Origin of the sequence: Streptomyces sp. NPDC015127 (assembly GCF_043080095.1) — a bacterium.
Classification (GTDB): domain Bacteria; phylum Actinomycetota; class Actinomycetes; order Streptomycetales; family Streptomycetaceae; genus Streptomyces.
The window spans coordinates 538067-552491 of the sequence record NZ_JBIBVE010000003.1 but is presented as its reverse complement, the minus strand read 5'-3'; the positions used below and the strand labels follow the sequence as shown (position 1 = coordinate 552491).

The following is a 14425-nucleotide window of genomic DNA, read 5'->3' as shown; positions in this document are numbered from 1 at the left end:
CAGAGGACCGTTCCATGCAGGGAGAGGGAAAGAACCACGGCCCCGGCCACGGGGACGACCCGTTCGACGAAGGGGCGCGGAGCATCCTGCGCCGGCCGAAGGCCGCCTGAGCCACGGCCGGCGCGTCCGTCGTCGCCTTCATGGGCATCGGACTGGTGGACCCGATCCTGCCGTCCATCGCCCAGGGGCTGCACGCCTCGGTCACCGGCTTCGTCTCCAGCCGGATCGGCGCACGCAGGACGCCGCTCGTCGAGCTCGCGCTCGTGATCGTCTTCGCCGCCCTGTCCGGGACATCGGGCTCCGTCGGTGAGCTGGTCGGCTTCCGGGCCGGCTGGGGCCTCGGGGCCGCGTTGTTCGCGTCGACCTCGCTCGCCTTCATGGTCGGCGCGGCCGCGGGCGGCAGCGCGGAGGGTCGAGGAGTGGAGCGACGTCCACATGCCCCACGTGGTGGCCGGCGTCGCGGCACTGGCCCGCGCGGCGATCGTCCGCGCCCGGCGCGCCTCGCTCACCCGCGAGGCCGAGGAGCGGGAACCGCGGCACGCCACCGAGGACGGCGTCACCGTCTTCGCGAACCGACCGCCGCCCGGCTCCCGTTGGGGCCGTCAGTCCAGGGCCACGGACCTGCGCAGCGGATCGCGCAGGTCCGTGCCGCGCGCCAGCCAGCGCTCCTGGAGCTCGGTGGCGCCGTGCACACGCTTCCACGCGGCCTCGTTGGACGTCATCGGCAGCAGCGGCAGGAACCGCACCGGCTCCATCGGGTCGTCGAGCTCCAAGTCCTCCACCAGACCGCCCGGTTCCGCCACCAGCACCGAGCTGAACGGTGCTCCCGGCCACAGCGGTTCACCGACGTCGAGCGAGGCGCCCGGTGCCACGACCACACCCTCGACCTGCGGGGAGGCGGCCAGTACGGCGAGGGCACGCAGCACCTTGTCCGTGTCGGCGAGACCCGCCCGCACCGACAGGATCAGCTCGGCGCGCGGACCCGCCACCGGGTCGGCGAAGGCCGAAGTGGGGTCCGTCATCGGCTGGGCGGACATGCCGAGGGTGACGTACCGCACGATGTCCTCACCGTCACCGCGGAAGCGCAGGACCTCGATACGGTCCGTACCGAGGAAGGTGACGGCGGCGCGCGCGTCCGGTTCGCCCAGGGTGCTGTGCAGCCGGGCCTCGACCAGAGCAAGAACATCGTTCATGTCGCGAGCATAAAACGCTTGAGGAACGGGCAAACAGAGGGATTGACCCGCAGTCGGCTGATAGGCTTGGCCGCTGGTCGGGCCAGTACGCCGGGGGGATCACCCGCCGGCAGCAGCCGGAGGTATGTTCTCCGGGTCCCGACGACACGTCATCCCTCAAGGGGGACCGGCCGGAGGAGGTGAGGCTGCGGTGGATCGAAGTCGATCGTGCAGTACCAGCAGCTCTTCCGCACGGCACCGCTCCTCGCGCCACGTCTGATCGGGCGATTCGCGGACCGGTGAGCTGAGGCCTTCCCGCACGGGGCCCACGGCATTTCGCATGACGGAAGAGCACGTCGTTTTTGCCTGTCTGTAGCGAACGCCGTCACCGCGACCCTGCGGTGCCGCCCGCTTTGCGGACGTAAGTCTCACGTCCCCATTCCGGGCTGTGCCACGCCATTCGCCGACGGCCTCTCCGTGAAGGAGCCAGCCATGTCGATGATCCGTGACCTGCGCGCAGCGGTCCGCCCCGCCCTGCGCAAGAGCAACACCCCGTACAGCACGTACGACGCGACGCGCGACCCGTCCGCCTCCAGCGCGGTGGTCGACTGCGCCGTCTACCGCGACGGCAAGCGGCTGGAGGACGCCGCGTGCCAGACGCCGCACGAGGCGATGCTGCGGGTGCGGGAGGGCGGCGGCTTCGCGTGGATCGGGCTGCACGAGCCGACGGAGGCCGAATTCGCCGGTATCGCCGCGGAGTTCGGGCTGCACCCGCTCGCCGTCGAGGACGCGGTCCACGCCCACCAGCGGCCCAAGCTGGAGCGGTACGACGACACCCTGTTCACCGTCTTCAAGACGATCCACTACGTGGAGCACGCCGAACTGACCGCGACCAGCGAGGTCGTGGAGACCGGCGAGGTGATGGTCTTCACCGGGCGGGACTTCGTCATCACCGTCCGGCACGGCGGCAAGGGCTCGCTGCGCGCGCTGCGGCACGGTCTGCAGAAGGACGCCGAGCTGCTCGCCAAGGGCCCGTCCGCGGTGCTGCACGCCATCGCGGACCATGTCGTCGACGGCTACATCGCCGTCGCCGCGGCGGTGCAGGACGACATCGACGAGGTCGAGATCGACGTGTTCTCGGCGCCCGCCAAGGGCAGTACGCGCGGTGGCGACGCCGGGCGGATCTACCAGCTCAAGCGGGAGGTGCTGGAGTTCAAGCGGGCCGTGTCGCCGCTGCTGCGGCCGATGCAGCTGCTGAGCGAGCGGCCGATGCGGCTGGTCGACCCGGACATCCAGAAGTACTTCCGCGACGTCGCCGACCACCTCGCGCGGGTGCAGGAGGAGGTCATCGGCTTCGACGAGTTGCTGAACTCGATCCTCCAGGCCAACCTGGCGCAGGCGACGGTCGCGCAGAACGAGGACATGCGCAAGATCACGTCCTGGGCGGCCATCATCGCCGTGCCGACGGCGGTCTGCGGGATCTACGGCATGAACTTCGACCACATGCCCGAGCTGCACTGGCAGTACGGCTACCCGATGGTGCTCACCGGGATCGCCGGCGTCTGTCTCATGATCCACCGCACACTGAAGCGCAACGGCTGGCTGTGACCGGCCGGCCGGTCGATAGGCTGCGGGCATGACATCCCATCTGCTCGGCAAGGCGCTCGTCGAGGAGGCCACGAAGAAGTCCGGCCTCATCTGGGTACGCGGCGACGGCCCGGCGCGCGCCCTGTGGCACGTGTGGCACGAGGGCGCCGCGCACGTCGTCGGCGACGGCCCCGGCGAGCAGCCCCTGCCCGGCCTGGTGGACGGCGGGACCGCCGAGGTCACCGTCCGCAGCAAGGACAAGGGCGGCCGGCTGGTCGCGTGGACCGCCGTCGTACGCGAGCTCGCGCCGGGGTCCGAGGCGTGGGAGGCGGCCGTGGCCGAGCTCAAGGGCAAGCGGCTGAACGCGCCCGACGCCGAGCGGATGACGGAGCGCTGGGGGCGTGAATGCCGTGTCCTGCGGCTGGAGCCGCGGGGCACGACGACCCAGCTCCCGGACGGTTCCCTGTCGGCCCCCCCGCTCCCGAGCCCCGCGATCACCCGGCGCCCGATCCCGGCGGCGCTCCCGCGACTCCTGCTGAAGCGCCGCGGCCGACGCGGCTGAGCAGCTCTGCCGACAGGGTCCCCCGGGCCCGCGCCGCGAACGGCATACGTCCCCCGGCCCGGTCCGGCTGGGGCGCCGGCGCGGGTTGCCCTCGCCGCAGGCGGAGGCGCTTGCGTTGCTGCACGCACGCGCGGACGGGCCGGGAAGCCGTTCCCGGGTGAGCCCGGCACCATGGAAAAGGGTGCCGGGACGAGGAGGCTGGGATGGCCACGTTGCACATCGAGCACGCGATCACCGACCTCACCACCTGGAAGGCCGCATTCGACCGGCACGCCGACTTCCGGCGGAAGCACGGCGTGCGCGCGTACCGGATCCAGCAGCCCGTCGACAATCCGGCGTACGTCGTGATCGACCTCGACTTCTCGACCGCCGGAGAGGCCGAGCGGTTCCGCGACGCGCTCGTCGCGGACGTCTGGCCGTCCCGTGAGAAGGCGCCCGCCCTGATCGGCACACCCATCACACGGGTGCTCGACCTCGTCGAGGAGGGCTAGTCGCCGGACGTCTTCGGGAGCTGGCCCCCGTAGTCCAGCGTCTCGTCCTCCGACGGCTCCTTCAGCGCGAAGTCCTTGTCCCAGTCGCCGAGCGTCAGCACCCCCGCGCCGCCCGCCCGCGTGAACTGGAGCGGGTACGGCTTGCCGATCAGCGACACGTCCAGCACGCCCCCGGCGCCCTTGGCGGCGAGGACCTTGATGGCGCGTACGCCGCCCACCTCGGTCCGGTCCCCCTTGCTCAGCTCGCCCTGCATCCCGAGCAGCCCGTCGAGCAGCACGTCCATGTCGGTGAAGCCGCGGAACTGCTTGTACGAGGGGTCCCCCTGCGGCACCTTCACGTACTTGTCCTCGAGCTTGTCCGCGACCCCCTCGTCGGAGCTGCTCGGTTCCTCTCCGTCCTCGCCGTCCGTGTGGCTCCAGAACCCGGCGTCCGCCTTCAGGAACAGGGTGTCGCCGATGCGCAGCAGTTCGAAGGTGTTGTCCTTCGAGGTCACCGAGCCGGTGCCGCCCTCCTGCTTGAGCCGCATGTTCAGCTTGTACGTGCCGCCCTTGCTGACCAGCGTTCCCGACAGCCGCACCGCGTCGGCCCCGTCGGCGGCCGCCCGCGCCTTGTTCTCGATCTCCTGGGCCGTCAGCTTGCCCATCCCGTTGGTGCCCGCGTCCGGGTCCTCGCCGCACGCCGTGACCCCGGTGGTCAGTCCGGCACACAACACGGCGGCGAGCACGGAACGACGTGCCCGGCCGGCCGAAGGGAGGGGAGTCACCAGCGCCCTGCCTCTCATCTGTGGGGGATGGCAGACCGCAGCGTACCTGTGCCCGGTCAGGGGTCTTGCAGAGAGCCGGACGGACGTGAGACGGGGCGGCGGCGAACGGTACGGGCTAGCCTGAATCAGTCGAACAACGGCAATTCCCGGCAAAGGAGGGGCGGCATGGCAGCGGGCGCCCCCCGGGTCTTCGTCTCGCACCTCGCGGGCGTACCCGTCTTCGACCCGAACGGCGATCAGGTCGGCCGCGTGCGCGACCTGGTGGCCATGCTGCGCGTCGGCCGCCGCCCGCCCCGGCTGCTGGGCCTCGTCGTCGAGGTGATCAGCCGCCGCCGCATCTTCCTGCCCATGACCCGGGTCACCGGCGTCGAATCGGGCCAGGTCATCACCACCGGCGTACTGAACATGCGCCGCTTCGAGCAGCGCCCGACCGAGCGCCTCGTGCTGGGCGAACTGCTCGACCGGCGGGTGCGCCTCGTGGAGAGCGGCGAGGAGGCCACGGTCCTCGACGTGTCGATCCAGCAGCTGCCCGCCCGCCGCGACTGGGAGATCGACAAGGTCTTCGTCCGCAAGGGCAGGGGCGGCGCGCTGCGGCGCAAGGGAGAGACGCTGACCGTCGAATGGTCCGCCGTCACCGGCTTCTCGCTGGAGGAGCACGGGCAGGGCGCCGAGAGCCTGCTCGCCACCTTCGAACAGCTGCGCCCCGCCGACCTGGCCAACGTGCTGCACCACCTCTCTCCCAAGCGGCGCGCCGAGGTGGCCGCCGCGCTGGACGACGACCGGCTCGCCGACGTGCTGGAGGAGCTCCCCGACGACGACCAGGTGGAGATCCTCGGCAAGCTCAAGGAGGAGCGCGCGGCCGACGTGCTGGAGGCCATGGATCCCGACGACGCCGCCGACCTGCTCTCCGAGCTGCCCGAGGAGGACAAGGAGCGGCTGCTGACGCTGATGCGCCCGGACGACGCGGCCGACGTGCGCCGTCTGATGTCGTACGAGGAGCGCACGGCGGGCGGCCTGATGACCACCGAACCGATCGTGCTGCGCCCGGACGCCACGGTGGCCGACGCCCTGGCCCGCGTCCGGCAGGCGGACCTCTCCCCCGCCCTCGCCGCCCAGGTGTACGTGTGCCGGCCGCCGGACGAGACGCCCACGGGCAAGTTCCTGGGCATGGTCCACTTCCAGCGGCTCCTGCGCGATCCGCCGTTCACCCTCGTCAGCTCGATCGTCGACAGCGACCTGCCGCCGCTGTCGCCCGACACCCCGCTGCCCGCGGTCACCAGCTACCTCGCCGCGTACAACATGGTCGCCGCGCCGGTCGTCGACGAGAGCGGCTCGCTGCTCGGTGCCGTCACCGTCGACGATGTGCTCGACCATCTGCTGCCGGAGGACTGGCGCGAGACCGAGTTCGAGGAATCCGCCCATGGGTAGCGGCGGAGAGCTCGGATCGACCGAGCGGGGCGAGGCGCGCGAGCGCATGCCGGCGGGCGCGAGCGCCGCGTCGCGTACGCGCGTACGGCTCGACCTGCCGCGCCCGCCGCGCCGCGTCCTGCTGCCGGAGTACGACCCCGAGGCGTTCGGGCGGCTGTCGGAGAAGATCGCGCGTTTCATCGGAACGGGCCGGTTCCTGGTCTGGATGACGGTGACGATCATCGCCTGGGTGGTGTGGAACGTCAGCGCGCCGCAGGACCTGCGCTTCGACGAGTTCCCGTTCATCTTCCTCACCCTGGCGCTGTCGCTCCAGGCCTCGTACGCGGCGCCGCTGATCCTGCTGGCGCAGAACCGGCAGGACGACCGCGACCGGGTCAATCTGGAGCAGGACCGCAAGCAGAACGAGCGGTCGATCGCCGACACGGAGTACCTGACCCGGGAGATCGCCGCGCTGCGCATGGGACTCGGCGAGGTCGCGACGCGGGACTGGATCCGCTCCGAGTTCGAGGACCTGATCAAGGAGCTGGAGGAGCGGCGCAGCGTATTCCCGTCCGAGCGTCGCGGGCACCGTGACGAAGGCGACCGCTGACAGGGCTTTCCCGAGGCGGGAGGCAGCGCCGTACCATCGTCTCTATGGTTACGGAAGACGCGGTGCTCGAGGCACTGGCGACAGTGAACGACCCCGAGATCAACCGACCGATCACCGACTTGGGCATGGTGAAGTCGGTCGACATCGGGGACGACGGCACGGTCGCCGTCACGGTGTACCTCACCGTCTCGGGATGCCCCATGCGCGAGACGATCACCAAGAACGTGACCGACGCGGTCGCCCGTGTCGACGGCGTCAGCCGCGTCGACGTCTCGCTCGACGTCATGAGCGACGAGCAGCGCAAGGACCTCGCGGCGTCGCTGCGGGGCACGACCGCCGAGCGCGAGGTTCCCTTCGCCAAGCCGGGCTCGCTGACCAGGGTGTATGCGGTGGCCTCCGGCAAGGGCGGCGTCGGCAAGTCCTCGGTGACCGTGAACCTGGCGGCCGCGATGGCCGCCGACGGGCTGAAGGTCGGTGTCGTCGACGCCGACATCTACGGCCACAGCGTGCCGCGGATGCTGGGCGCGGACGGCCGTCCCACCCAGGTCGAGAACATGATCATGCCGCCGTCGGCGAACGGCGTGAAGGTCATCTCCATCGGCATGTTCACCCCGGGCAACGCGCCCGTGGTGTGGCGCGGCCCGATGCTGCACCGCGCGCTCCAGCAGTTCCTCGCGGACGTGTACTGGGGCGACCTGGACGTGCTGCTGCTCGACCTGCCGCCGGGCACCGGTGACATCGCGATCTCCGTCGCCCAGCTCGTGCCGAACGCCGAGATCCTGGTGGTCACGACCCCGCAGCAGGCCGCGGCCGAGGTTGCCGAACGGGCCGGCTCCATCGCGGTGCAGACGCACCAGAAGATCGTGGGCGTCGTGGAGAACATGTCGGGCCTGCCGTGCCCGCACTGCGACGAGATGGTGGACGTCTTCGGTACCGGTGGCGGCCAGAGGGTCGCCGAGGGCCTGTCGCGGACGACCGGCACGACGGTGCCGGTGCTGGGCTCGATCCCGATCGACGTACGGCTGCGCGAGGGCGGCGACGAGGGCAAGCCGGTCGTGCTGACCGACCCCGACTCCCCCGCGGGGTCGGCGCTGCGCACGATCGCGGGCAAGCTGGGCGGCCGCCAGCGGGGCCTGTCGGGCATGAGCCTGGGCATCACGCCGCGCAACAAGTTCTGAGGCACCGCGCCGCCTCACGCGCAGAACGGGCTGGTCTCCGGAGGAAGACCAGCCCGTTCTGCATGTGCGGACGCCCCGGACACCGCCGAAGGCGAGACGGGGCGTCCCGAGGTCAGACCTCGTAGGCGGACACGTCCACCACCGAGAATCCCAGCCCGTACGCGCTCATCCCGCGCCCGTACGCCCCGATGTGCACCCTGTTGGCCGTCGTCCCGGCGAGCACCCAGCCGAACTCCGACTCGCGGTAGTGGAACGGCGTCGGCACCCCGTCCACCGGCAGCGACAGCATCGACCACGACGGCCCCGCCAGGTCGTCCGCGAGCTCGAACGCGGTCTCCGTCTGCTGGTCCAGCCAGTCGTCACGCAGCGAGTGGTCCAGCTGCGGCGGCCATGTGTGCGCCAGCAGACCCGAGCCCGCGAGCCAGGCCGCGGACGAGGCCGTCGTGGCGTCCAGGACACCCGTGCCGTCGCCGCTGCGCCGCAGCGGGCTCGCCGCGACGGTCACGACCACGGCGAAGCGTTCTTTCTCCCCGGCCGCCTCGGACCGTATCGACGGCTCGTCACCGTGACCGATCGCGCCGTGCTGGACGGTGCCGTCCGCCGCGGTGCCCACCTGCATCAGCCGGCGCGGGCCGGTGAAGGCCGCGTCCAGCCCGTACCAGGGGAAGCCGGCGCTCTTGAAGGCGTCGGCCGTACGCCGGGCAGCCGCCGCGGCCGTTCCCCCCTGCATCGCGTGGGGGCCGCTGCCGCCCTGGGCCGACGCAGCGCCGGCCGTGTCCTGCGCCGTCACCCGACTCGTCGTCGCCATCGATCCGGCCAACCTCCTCTGTCGTTCGTGCCTTCAGCGGACCCGCCCCCCTCGGGCGTCCTCACTGCCGGACAGATGGAGAGAATAGCCACCCCGTGCCCTCGCGCAGGGGATGACAGTGCTCGGGCGTGCTCAGGTGGCGTCCGCGTCGAACGGCGGCCGCTCGTCCCGGTCGGCGTTCTCGCGCTTCTTGACCAGGTCGGGGCCGCCCACGGGCGAGCCGTTCACCGCCGCCGGGACGGAGGCCTCGGACACGCCGGAGGGCTCCTTGCCGTTGACGGCGTCCGCGACCTCGTTGATCTCCTTCTTGAGGTCGAAGCTGCTGCGCAGCTCCTTCAGTTCCTTGAGGTCCTCGTTGTCCGCGAGCTGCTTGCGCAGATACGCCTTCGGATTGAGGTCCTCGAACTCGAAGTCCTTGAACTCCGGCCCCAGTTCGCTGCGGATGTCCTCTTTCGCGCTCTCGGAGAACGCGCGGACCTTCCGGATGAAGCGGGCGGCGTCCTGGATGACCTTCGGCAGCTTGTCGGGACCGAAGACGAGCACGGCGAGGACGACGAGAGCCACCAGCTCCAGTCCGCCTATGTCATTGAACACCCTGCTGCTCCTCGTGTTCTCTGTGGCCCGCAGGTCGGATGGGGTCCCGACCCGGTCCACGGTACCTGGCGGAACTGTCGCCCCGGTACCGTACGGACACCGCGCAGATGGTCATGAGCTGTCCGCCGAACCGAGCGTCAGCGTCATCGTCCGTTCCTCGCCGCCGCGCCTGAGCGTCAGCTCCAGGCGGTCGCCCGGCCGGTGGGCGCGGATCTTGACGATCAGCTCCTCGCCGCTGTGCACCCGCTGGCCGTCGACCTTGGTGATGACGTCGCCCGGCCTGATGCCTGCCTTGGCGGCCGGGCCGCCGGGCGTGACGGACGCGGTGTCGTCCTTGCCCCTCTCGCCGACGCGGGCCCCGTCGCCGGTGAACTTCATGTCGAGGCTGACACCGATCACCGGATGCGTGGCCTTGCCGGTGTTGATCAGCTCTTCCGCGACGCGCTTGCCCTGGTTGATCGGGATCGCGAAGCCGAGACCGATCGAACCCGCCTGGCCCCCGTCGGGGCCCGCGCCGGTGTCGGCAGCCCTGATGGCGCTGTTGATGCCGATGACGCGCGCCTCGCTGTCCACGAGCGGGCCGCCCGAGTTGCCCGGGTTTATCGGGGCGTCGGTCTGGAGTGCGTCGACGTAGCTGACGTCGCTGCCGTCGCCCTTCTCGCCGCCGGCCGTGATCGGGCGCTCCTTGGCGCTGATGATCCCGGAGGTCACGGTGTTCTGGAGGTCGAACGGGGCGCCGATGGCGACGACCGGGTCGCCGACCTGGACGTTGTCGGAGTTGCCCAGCGGCAGCGGCTTCAGTCCGGAGACGCCGGTGACCTTGACGACCGCGAGGTCGTACCCGCTGTCCTTGCCGACGAGGGTGGCCTCGGCCGTCTCCCCGCCGCTGAACGTAATCGTGATGTCGCCGGAGGTCCCGGCCGGGTCGACGACATGGTTGTTGGTGAGGATGTGGCCCTGCCGGTCGAGGACGAAGCCGGTGCCCGTGCCCTGCTCGCCGGCGCCGCTGACGTGCAGGGTGACGACGCTGGGCAGCGCGCTGGCCGCGATGCCGGCGACGCTGTCCGGCGCGCGGTCCCTGCTCTCGCGGTCCGCCTGGGGAAGCTCCACCTGGGTGATCCCGCCGTTGCGCTCGACGTACGCGCCGATGGCACCACCGGCGCCGCCCGCGACGAGGGCGATGACGAGCGCACCGATGAGCAAGGGACCGCGCCTGCGCTTCCGCGCGACGGGCTCGCCGGGCTCGGTGAACGGCCGGCCCGGTGCGCTCCACGGGTCGTACTGGAGCCAGACGGAGTTCAGCGGCTGCGGCCGCTCGTCGGCGGTCGGCTGATGGTGCTGGGGCTGGTGGGGGTGGTGGGCGGCAATCGGGTGCTGGGTGGGCTGGTCGGCAGCCGGCGTCTGCTGAGGTTGGTGGGCCGGGACCGGCTGCTGGTGGGGCTGGTCGGCAGCCGGCGGCTGCTGCGGGATGTGGGGCGCGATCGGCTGCGTCTGCGTCTGCGTCTGCGTCTGCGCGACGGTCGGCTCGGGCTGCGCCGGCGGCAGCGGTGCGGCATGCGGCGCCTGGGGTGCCGACGGGGCCGGCTGTGCGGCTTGCGGTGCCGGCTGCGCGGCTTGCGGGGGCTGGGGGGCCGCGTATTGCGGCGGGACGGGCGTGCCCTGCGCCGGGGTCGCGACCGGCCGCTGCACCGGAGGGGCCGGGGCCCAGGGGCCCGGGCCGCCGTAGGGCGGGGTGCTGTACGGGTCGGGCTCGTGCAGCGGCGTCGGCCTGGACGCAGCCGCCGCGACCGGCGGCGCGGCGGGGGCGACGACCGTGTCGGCGGTGACCGGCTCGGCGGACCGCGTCGCACCCACCGTGGCCGTGGCCTCGGCCGCCGCTTCCGCGCCCGCCTCGGGCTCGGGTGCCGACGGCTGCACGTCGGCCGGCTCGGACCGCTCCGGCCCCGCGGGTGTCACCCGTCCCGCGCTGGGGCGGCTCCACCACTTCGCCTTCGATCCGGTGGGCTTCCCGTCGTCCATGTTCTCCCCGCAACTGCCGGCCTCTGCGGTACCCCTGCGGGGCACGCTCCCAGGATTCAACCAGGTTTGCGAATCCCTGCGCAGGGGCCCGTGCCTGCTGCCGTCAGCGCCGGGGCGCCAGCGACGAGCCGGGGGCCGTCGGAGCCGCGAGATGCGTGGGGGCCGGGGTGCCGTGCGGCGACGCCCCGGACCCGGTGGCGGGAGGGAGCGCCGACGCCGTCGGCCGTATCAGCGGCGGCAGGGCGGCGGAGTTGTACATCAGCAGTGAGGCCGTGAACGGGTGCGCGTGCTGCGGGCTCGGCGGTGCGGCGGGCGCGACGGTGTGGAACGGGCCGGTGCCCGGCCTGACCGGCGTGCCCGACGTGCTCCGGCGGCGGTCGCTCTCCGTGCCTCGCAGGGAGACCGCGCCGCCCGTCGTCGTGGCACCGGAAGAGGCACCGCTCGACCCGGCGGACGGGCCGGCCGTGCGCACCGGGGTCACCTTGTTGCCACCGCCCTGGCCACGGGCGCTCGTCTCGCCCGAGACGTCCAGGGGGACGGCGCCGCCGAGGGCGATGGCGGCGAAGGACACGGCACTGGCCGCGGCGAACGCGAAACGTCTGCCGCGCCAGGGGGACCGCTCAGCGTCCGTGCGGCCGACCTCGTGAATGCGGAAGCCGCTGCCGGCGCCCGGCAGGACCGCCGCGTGGGCGCCCCCGGGGACGTACCCGAAGGTCTCCCCGCGCGGTTCGCGGGTATGTCCCGCGGACGGGTTCAGAGCTCCCAGGACACCGTCGTCGGGGCGGCCGCCGAACGGACCGCCGCCGTCGTCTCCGGTGCCCGAGTCGGCGGGCAGCCCCTGGAGCCGGGCGAGCAGCCCCTCGGACAGCGGCGGCGGCGCGGACTGCGCGAACACGCTCTTGAGGCGGCGCTGGGCGTCCGCCTCCGCCTTGCACTTGGGGCAGGTCGCCAGATGTGCCAGGACGCGGTCGCGCACGTCGTGTTTCAGCTCGCCGTCGACCAGTGCGGCGAGCCGGTCCCCCAGATGCTGCTCCGCGGGGGTCGGACTGGTGCCACTCACGCCGGTCCTACCTCCACGGCAAGGCCGGCCACACCCGCCAGCGACCGCTGCTGCTCGGCACGGGCCTCGGGGGACCGGTGCTGCAGGGCCTTGCGCAGGTGCGAGCGGCCGCGGTGGATACGGCTGCGGACGGTGCCGAGCTTCACGCCCAGGGTCGCGGCGATCTCCTCGTACGACAGCCCCTCGATGTCGCAGAGCACCACGGCGGCGCGGAACTCGGGGGCGAGGGTGTCCAGCGCGTGCTGCACATCGGCGTCGAAGTGGGTGTCGTTGAAGACCTGCTGGGGGGACGGCTCGCGGCTGGGCAGGCGCTCGGCCGCGTCGTCGCCGAGGGCGTCGAAGCGGATGCGCTGCTTGCGGCGGACCATGTCCAGGAAGAGGTTGGTCGTGATGCGGTGGAGCCAGCCCTCGAACGTGCCGGGGGTGTACGTCGACAGCGAACGGAAGACGCGGACGAACACCTCCTGGGTGAGGTCCTCGGCGTCGTGCTGGTTGCCCGTGAGGCGGTAGGCCAGGCGGTAGACCCGAGCGCTGTGCGTGCTGACGATCTCCTCCCAGGTGGGAGGGGTCCACGCCTGCGATTCCGCATCCGATGCGAAGGTCGCGGTGGCTACGGAGTCGGCGGGCACGGAACGGTCAGCGGTGTTGGTCACGGATTTGGGCTCACCCACCGACCTGAGGAAGCGCCTGAGCACTCCTCCCCGGTCTGCAAGTGCAGCCGCACCTCCCCTGTCAGCTCTGGTGGTGTCCAGCGGAGCCCCTACCATAGCCACCTCGCCCGTTAGCTCCGGATAAGAATTTTTACGTGGATTTGGGTCCTGCTTCCGGCCTTGATCCATGTGCTCCCCCCGCCCTTACCCAACGTCCGGTCCCATCTGCGGGTTCCCGGGCGCAGCGGATACAGTCAGCGTCGCGCCAACTACGGGGACAGGAGAGGGTCATTACCGCCAACCGGCAGACGAGCTGGGCGTTCGCCGACGCCTTTGTCGCCGAGGACGACGCTCTGCACTGGGCCCGCGAGCGGGCCCGGGAGGCAGGGCTGCCCTCGGTGTCACCGGGCACCGGCTCCGCGCTGCGCCTGCTGGCGGCCACCGCCGACGCCAAGGCCGTGGCCGAGATCGGGACCGGGACCGGTGTCTCGGGGATCTACCTGCTGCAGGGCATGCGGCCCGACGGCGTGCTGACCACGGTCGATCCGGAGCCGGAGCGCCAGCAGTTCGCACGGGAGGCGTTCCGCGCGGCCGGCTTCGCCGGGAACCGGGCGCGCTTCATCCCCGGCCGCGCGCTGGACGTCCTGCCGCGGCTGGCCGACGGCGGCTACGACCTCGTCTTCTGCGACGGGGACCGTACGGAGTCGCTGGAGTACCTCGCTGAATCGTTGCGCCTGCTGCGTCCGGGCGGGCTGGTGTGCTTCGAGGGGGTGTTCGCGGACGGCCGCACGGTGGACTCGGCGGCGCAGCCGTCGGAGGTGCTGAGGGTGCGGGAGCTGCTGCGTACGGTCCGCGAGAGTGCGGAGCTGCTCCCGACGCTGCTGCCGGTGGGCGACGGCCTGCTCTGCGCGGTCCGCCGCGGCTGACCGCTCCGCGCGCGCCTGACCCTGCGATCCCGGGTGCGGGCGGTCCGCGTTGCCGGCCGCCCGCCCGGGGCCGGGGTCCGAGCGGAGCCCCTGTTTCGTGAAGGGGCGGAGAAAGCGCGCTGCGGTTTCGGGAAGGGGCGGGAGAAAGCGCGCTGCCCCGGCACTCTCGTACCGGGGCAGGGCGAAAAATCAGGGCGCGTCAGCCGACGACCTTCTTCAGGGCGTCGCCCAGTGCGTCGGCTTCGTCCGGAGTCAGCTCGACGACAAGCCGACCGCCGCCTTCGAGCGGAACGCGCATGACGATGCCCCGCCCCTCCTTGGTCACCTCGAGCGGGCCGTCGCCCGTCCGCGGCTTCATGGCCGCCATGCTCGTTCCCCTTCCTGAAACCAGCTCATCGCAGCCGGCGGCCCCATGACAGGTGCTGTGTCACCGGCATCGAACACATTGCTTCCAGGCCATTATCCCGCATGGCGGGACCCAAAGACCAACATCAGTCGGCATCGCTTGCGCAACGCGCTCTCGCAAAACCACCCAATTCGGCGATCGGCCTGCGATACTTCGCCACCCTCCACAGCCGCCGCGACGAGGATTGTTTG

The 14425-nt window shown here is 71.9% G+C and carries 15 protein-coding genes and 1 pseudogene; 8 read left to right on the top strand and 8 right to left on the bottom strand.

Going from position 1 to position 14425, the window contains the following annotated elements; all coding sequences use genetic code 11:
* Positions 1–14: 14 nt before the first annotated feature.
* Positions 15–407 (top strand): annotated as a pseudogene (locus tag ACF08N_RS08785) (MFS transporter); the annotation flags it as partial.
* A 195-nt stretch (positions 408–602) separates the two neighbouring features.
* Here the strand turns inward: ACF08N_RS08785 and ACF08N_RS08780 are convergent.
* A complete protein-coding gene (locus tag ACF08N_RS08780; RefSeq protein WP_392323861.1) occupies positions 603–1193 on the bottom strand; it encodes a suppressor of fused domain protein in 591 nt (196 codons plus the stop codon).
* 471 nt (positions 1194–1664) lie between these two features.
* Here ACF08N_RS08780 and ACF08N_RS08775 point away from each other — a divergent pair, with 471 nt between their 5' ends.
* The 3 genes from ACF08N_RS08775 to ACF08N_RS08765 all read left to right on the top strand — a co-directional run bounded on the left by ACF08N_RS08775 (position 1665) and on the right by ACF08N_RS08765 (position 3812).
* Positions 1665–2780 carry a magnesium and cobalt transport protein CorA gene (locus tag ACF08N_RS08775; protein ID WP_392323860.1) on the top strand — a complete coding sequence of 372 codons (1116 nt, stop codon included), beginning with the start codon at positions 1665–1667 and terminating at the stop codon, positions 2778–2780.
* A 28-nt stretch (positions 2781–2808) separates the two neighbouring features.
* A complete protein-coding gene (locus tag ACF08N_RS08770) occupies positions 2809–3321 on the top strand; it encodes a hypothetical protein (RefSeq protein WP_392323859.1) in 513 nt (170 codons plus the stop codon).
* A gap of 203 nt (positions 3322–3524) precedes the next feature.
* Positions 3525–3812 (top strand): hypothetical protein, encoded by a 288-nt coding sequence (locus ACF08N_RS08765; RefSeq protein WP_392323858.1) that lies wholly within the window; start codon positions 3525–3527, stop codon positions 3810–3812.
* Here the strand turns inward: ACF08N_RS08765 and ACF08N_RS08760 are convergent.
* Positions 3809–4576, bottom strand: coding sequence for a hypothetical protein (locus ACF08N_RS08760; protein WP_392323857.1), 768 nt, complete (start codon positions 4574–4576; stop codon positions 3809–3811). The genes ACF08N_RS08765 and ACF08N_RS08760 overlap by 4 nt on opposite strands.
* A gap of 165 nt (positions 4577–4741) precedes the next feature.
* Between ACF08N_RS08760 and ACF08N_RS08755 the strand changes: the two genes are divergently transcribed.
* Genes ACF08N_RS08755 through ACF08N_RS08745 form a run of 3 tightly spaced genes read left to right on the top strand, consistent with a single transcriptional unit; the run spans position 4742 to position 7771 of the window.
* Complete coding sequence (locus ACF08N_RS08755; RefSeq protein ID WP_392323856.1) at positions 4742–6004, top strand: magnesium transporter MgtE N-terminal domain-containing protein; 1263 nt, start codon at positions 4742–4744, stop codon at positions 6002–6004.
* Complete coding sequence (locus ACF08N_RS08750) at positions 5997–6593, top strand: DUF1003 domain-containing protein (protein ID WP_392323855.1); 597 nt, start codon at positions 5997–5999, stop codon at positions 6591–6593. Before ACF08N_RS08755 ends, ACF08N_RS08750 begins: the two co-directional genes overlap by 8 nt.
* A gap of 44 nt (positions 6594–6637) precedes the next feature.
* Positions 6638–7771, top strand: coding sequence for an Mrp/NBP35 family ATP-binding protein (locus ACF08N_RS08745; RefSeq protein WP_177150644.1), 1134 nt, complete (start codon positions 6638–6640; stop codon positions 7769–7771).
* 112 nt (positions 7772–7883) lie between these two features.
* Here the strand turns inward: ACF08N_RS08745 and ACF08N_RS08740 are convergent, their stop codons facing one another.
* The 5 genes from ACF08N_RS08740 to sigE form a co-directional block, all read right to left on the bottom strand.
* On the bottom strand, positions 7884–8501 hold the full coding sequence (locus ACF08N_RS08740; protein WP_392323925.1) for a hypothetical protein: 618 nt from the start codon (positions 8499–8501) through the stop codon (positions 7884–7886).
* 210 nt (positions 8502–8711) lie between these two features.
* Positions 8712–9173, bottom strand: a complete 462-nt coding sequence (locus ACF08N_RS08735; RefSeq protein WP_392323854.1) for a sec-independent translocase — start codon at positions 9171–9173, stop codon at positions 8712–8714.
* Between the two features lie 111 nt (positions 9174–9284).
* Positions 9285–11192, bottom strand: a complete 1908-nt coding sequence (locus tag ACF08N_RS08730) for a S1C family serine protease (RefSeq protein WP_392323853.1) — start codon at positions 11190–11192, stop codon at positions 9285–9287.
* A gap of 103 nt (positions 11193–11295) precedes the next feature.
* A complete protein-coding gene (locus ACF08N_RS08725; protein ID WP_392323852.1) occupies positions 11296–12252 on the bottom strand; it encodes a zf-HC2 domain-containing protein in 957 nt (318 codons plus the stop codon).
* Positions 12249–13019, bottom strand: coding sequence for an RNA polymerase sigma factor SigE (gene sigE / locus ACF08N_RS08720; RefSeq protein ID WP_392323851.1), 771 nt, complete (start codon positions 13017–13019; stop codon positions 12249–12251). The genes ACF08N_RS08725 and sigE overlap by 4 nt, the downstream gene beginning before the upstream one ends.
* Before the next feature lie 131 nt (positions 13020–13150).
* Between sigE and ACF08N_RS08715 the strand changes: the two genes are divergently transcribed.
* Positions 13151–13828, top strand: coding sequence for an O-methyltransferase (locus ACF08N_RS08715; protein ID WP_392323924.1), 678 nt, complete (start codon positions 13151–13153; stop codon positions 13826–13828).
* Positions 13829–14027: 199 nt separating this feature from the next.
* Here the strand turns inward: ACF08N_RS08715 and ACF08N_RS08710 are convergent, their stop codons facing one another.
* On the bottom strand, positions 14028–14195 hold the full coding sequence (locus ACF08N_RS08710; protein WP_003966491.1) for a DUF3117 domain-containing protein: 168 nt from the start codon (positions 14193–14195) through the stop codon (positions 14028–14030).
* Between the last annotated feature and the right edge of the window lie 230 nt (positions 14196–14425).

Coding starts and splice junctions, on each gene's coding strand:
- ACF08N_RS08780 (WP_392323861.1), bottom strand. CDS start 1,193: ATGAACGATGTTCTTGCTCTGGTCGAGGCCCGGCTGCACAGCACCCTG.
- ACF08N_RS08775 (WP_392323860.1), top strand. CDS start 1,665: ATGTCGATGATCCGTGACCTGCGCGCAGCGGTCCGCCCCGCCCTGCGC.
- ACF08N_RS08770 (WP_392323859.1), top strand. CDS start 2,809: ATGACATCCCATCTGCTCGGCAAGGCGCTCGTCGAGGAGGCCACGAAG.
- ACF08N_RS08765 (WP_392323858.1), top strand. CDS start 3,525: ATGGCCACGTTGCACATCGAGCACGCGATCACCGACCTCACCACCTGG.
- ACF08N_RS08755 (WP_392323856.1), top strand. CDS start 4,742: ATGGCAGCGGGCGCCCCCCGGGTCTTCGTCTCGCACCTCGCGGGCGTA.
- ACF08N_RS08750 (WP_392323855.1), top strand. CDS start 5,997: ATGGGTAGCGGCGGAGAGCTCGGATCGACCGAGCGGGGCGAGGCGCGC.
- ACF08N_RS08745 (WP_177150644.1), top strand. CDS start 6,638: ATGGTTACGGAAGACGCGGTGCTCGAGGCACTGGCGACAGTGAACGAC.
- ACF08N_RS08740 (WP_392323925.1), bottom strand. CDS start 8,501: ATGCAGGGGGGAACGGCCGCGGCGGCTGCCCGGCGTACGGCCGACGCC.
- ACF08N_RS08730 (WP_392323853.1), bottom strand. CDS start 11,192: ATGGACGACGGGAAGCCCACCGGATCGAAGGCGAAGTGGTGGAGCCGC.
- sigE (WP_392323851.1), bottom strand. CDS start 13,019: ATGGTAGGGGCTCCGCTGGACACCACCAGAGCTGACAGGGGAGGTGCG.
- ACF08N_RS08710 (WP_003966491.1), bottom strand. CDS start 14,195: ATGGCGGCCATGAAGCCGCGGACGGGCGACGGCCCGCTCGAGGTGACC.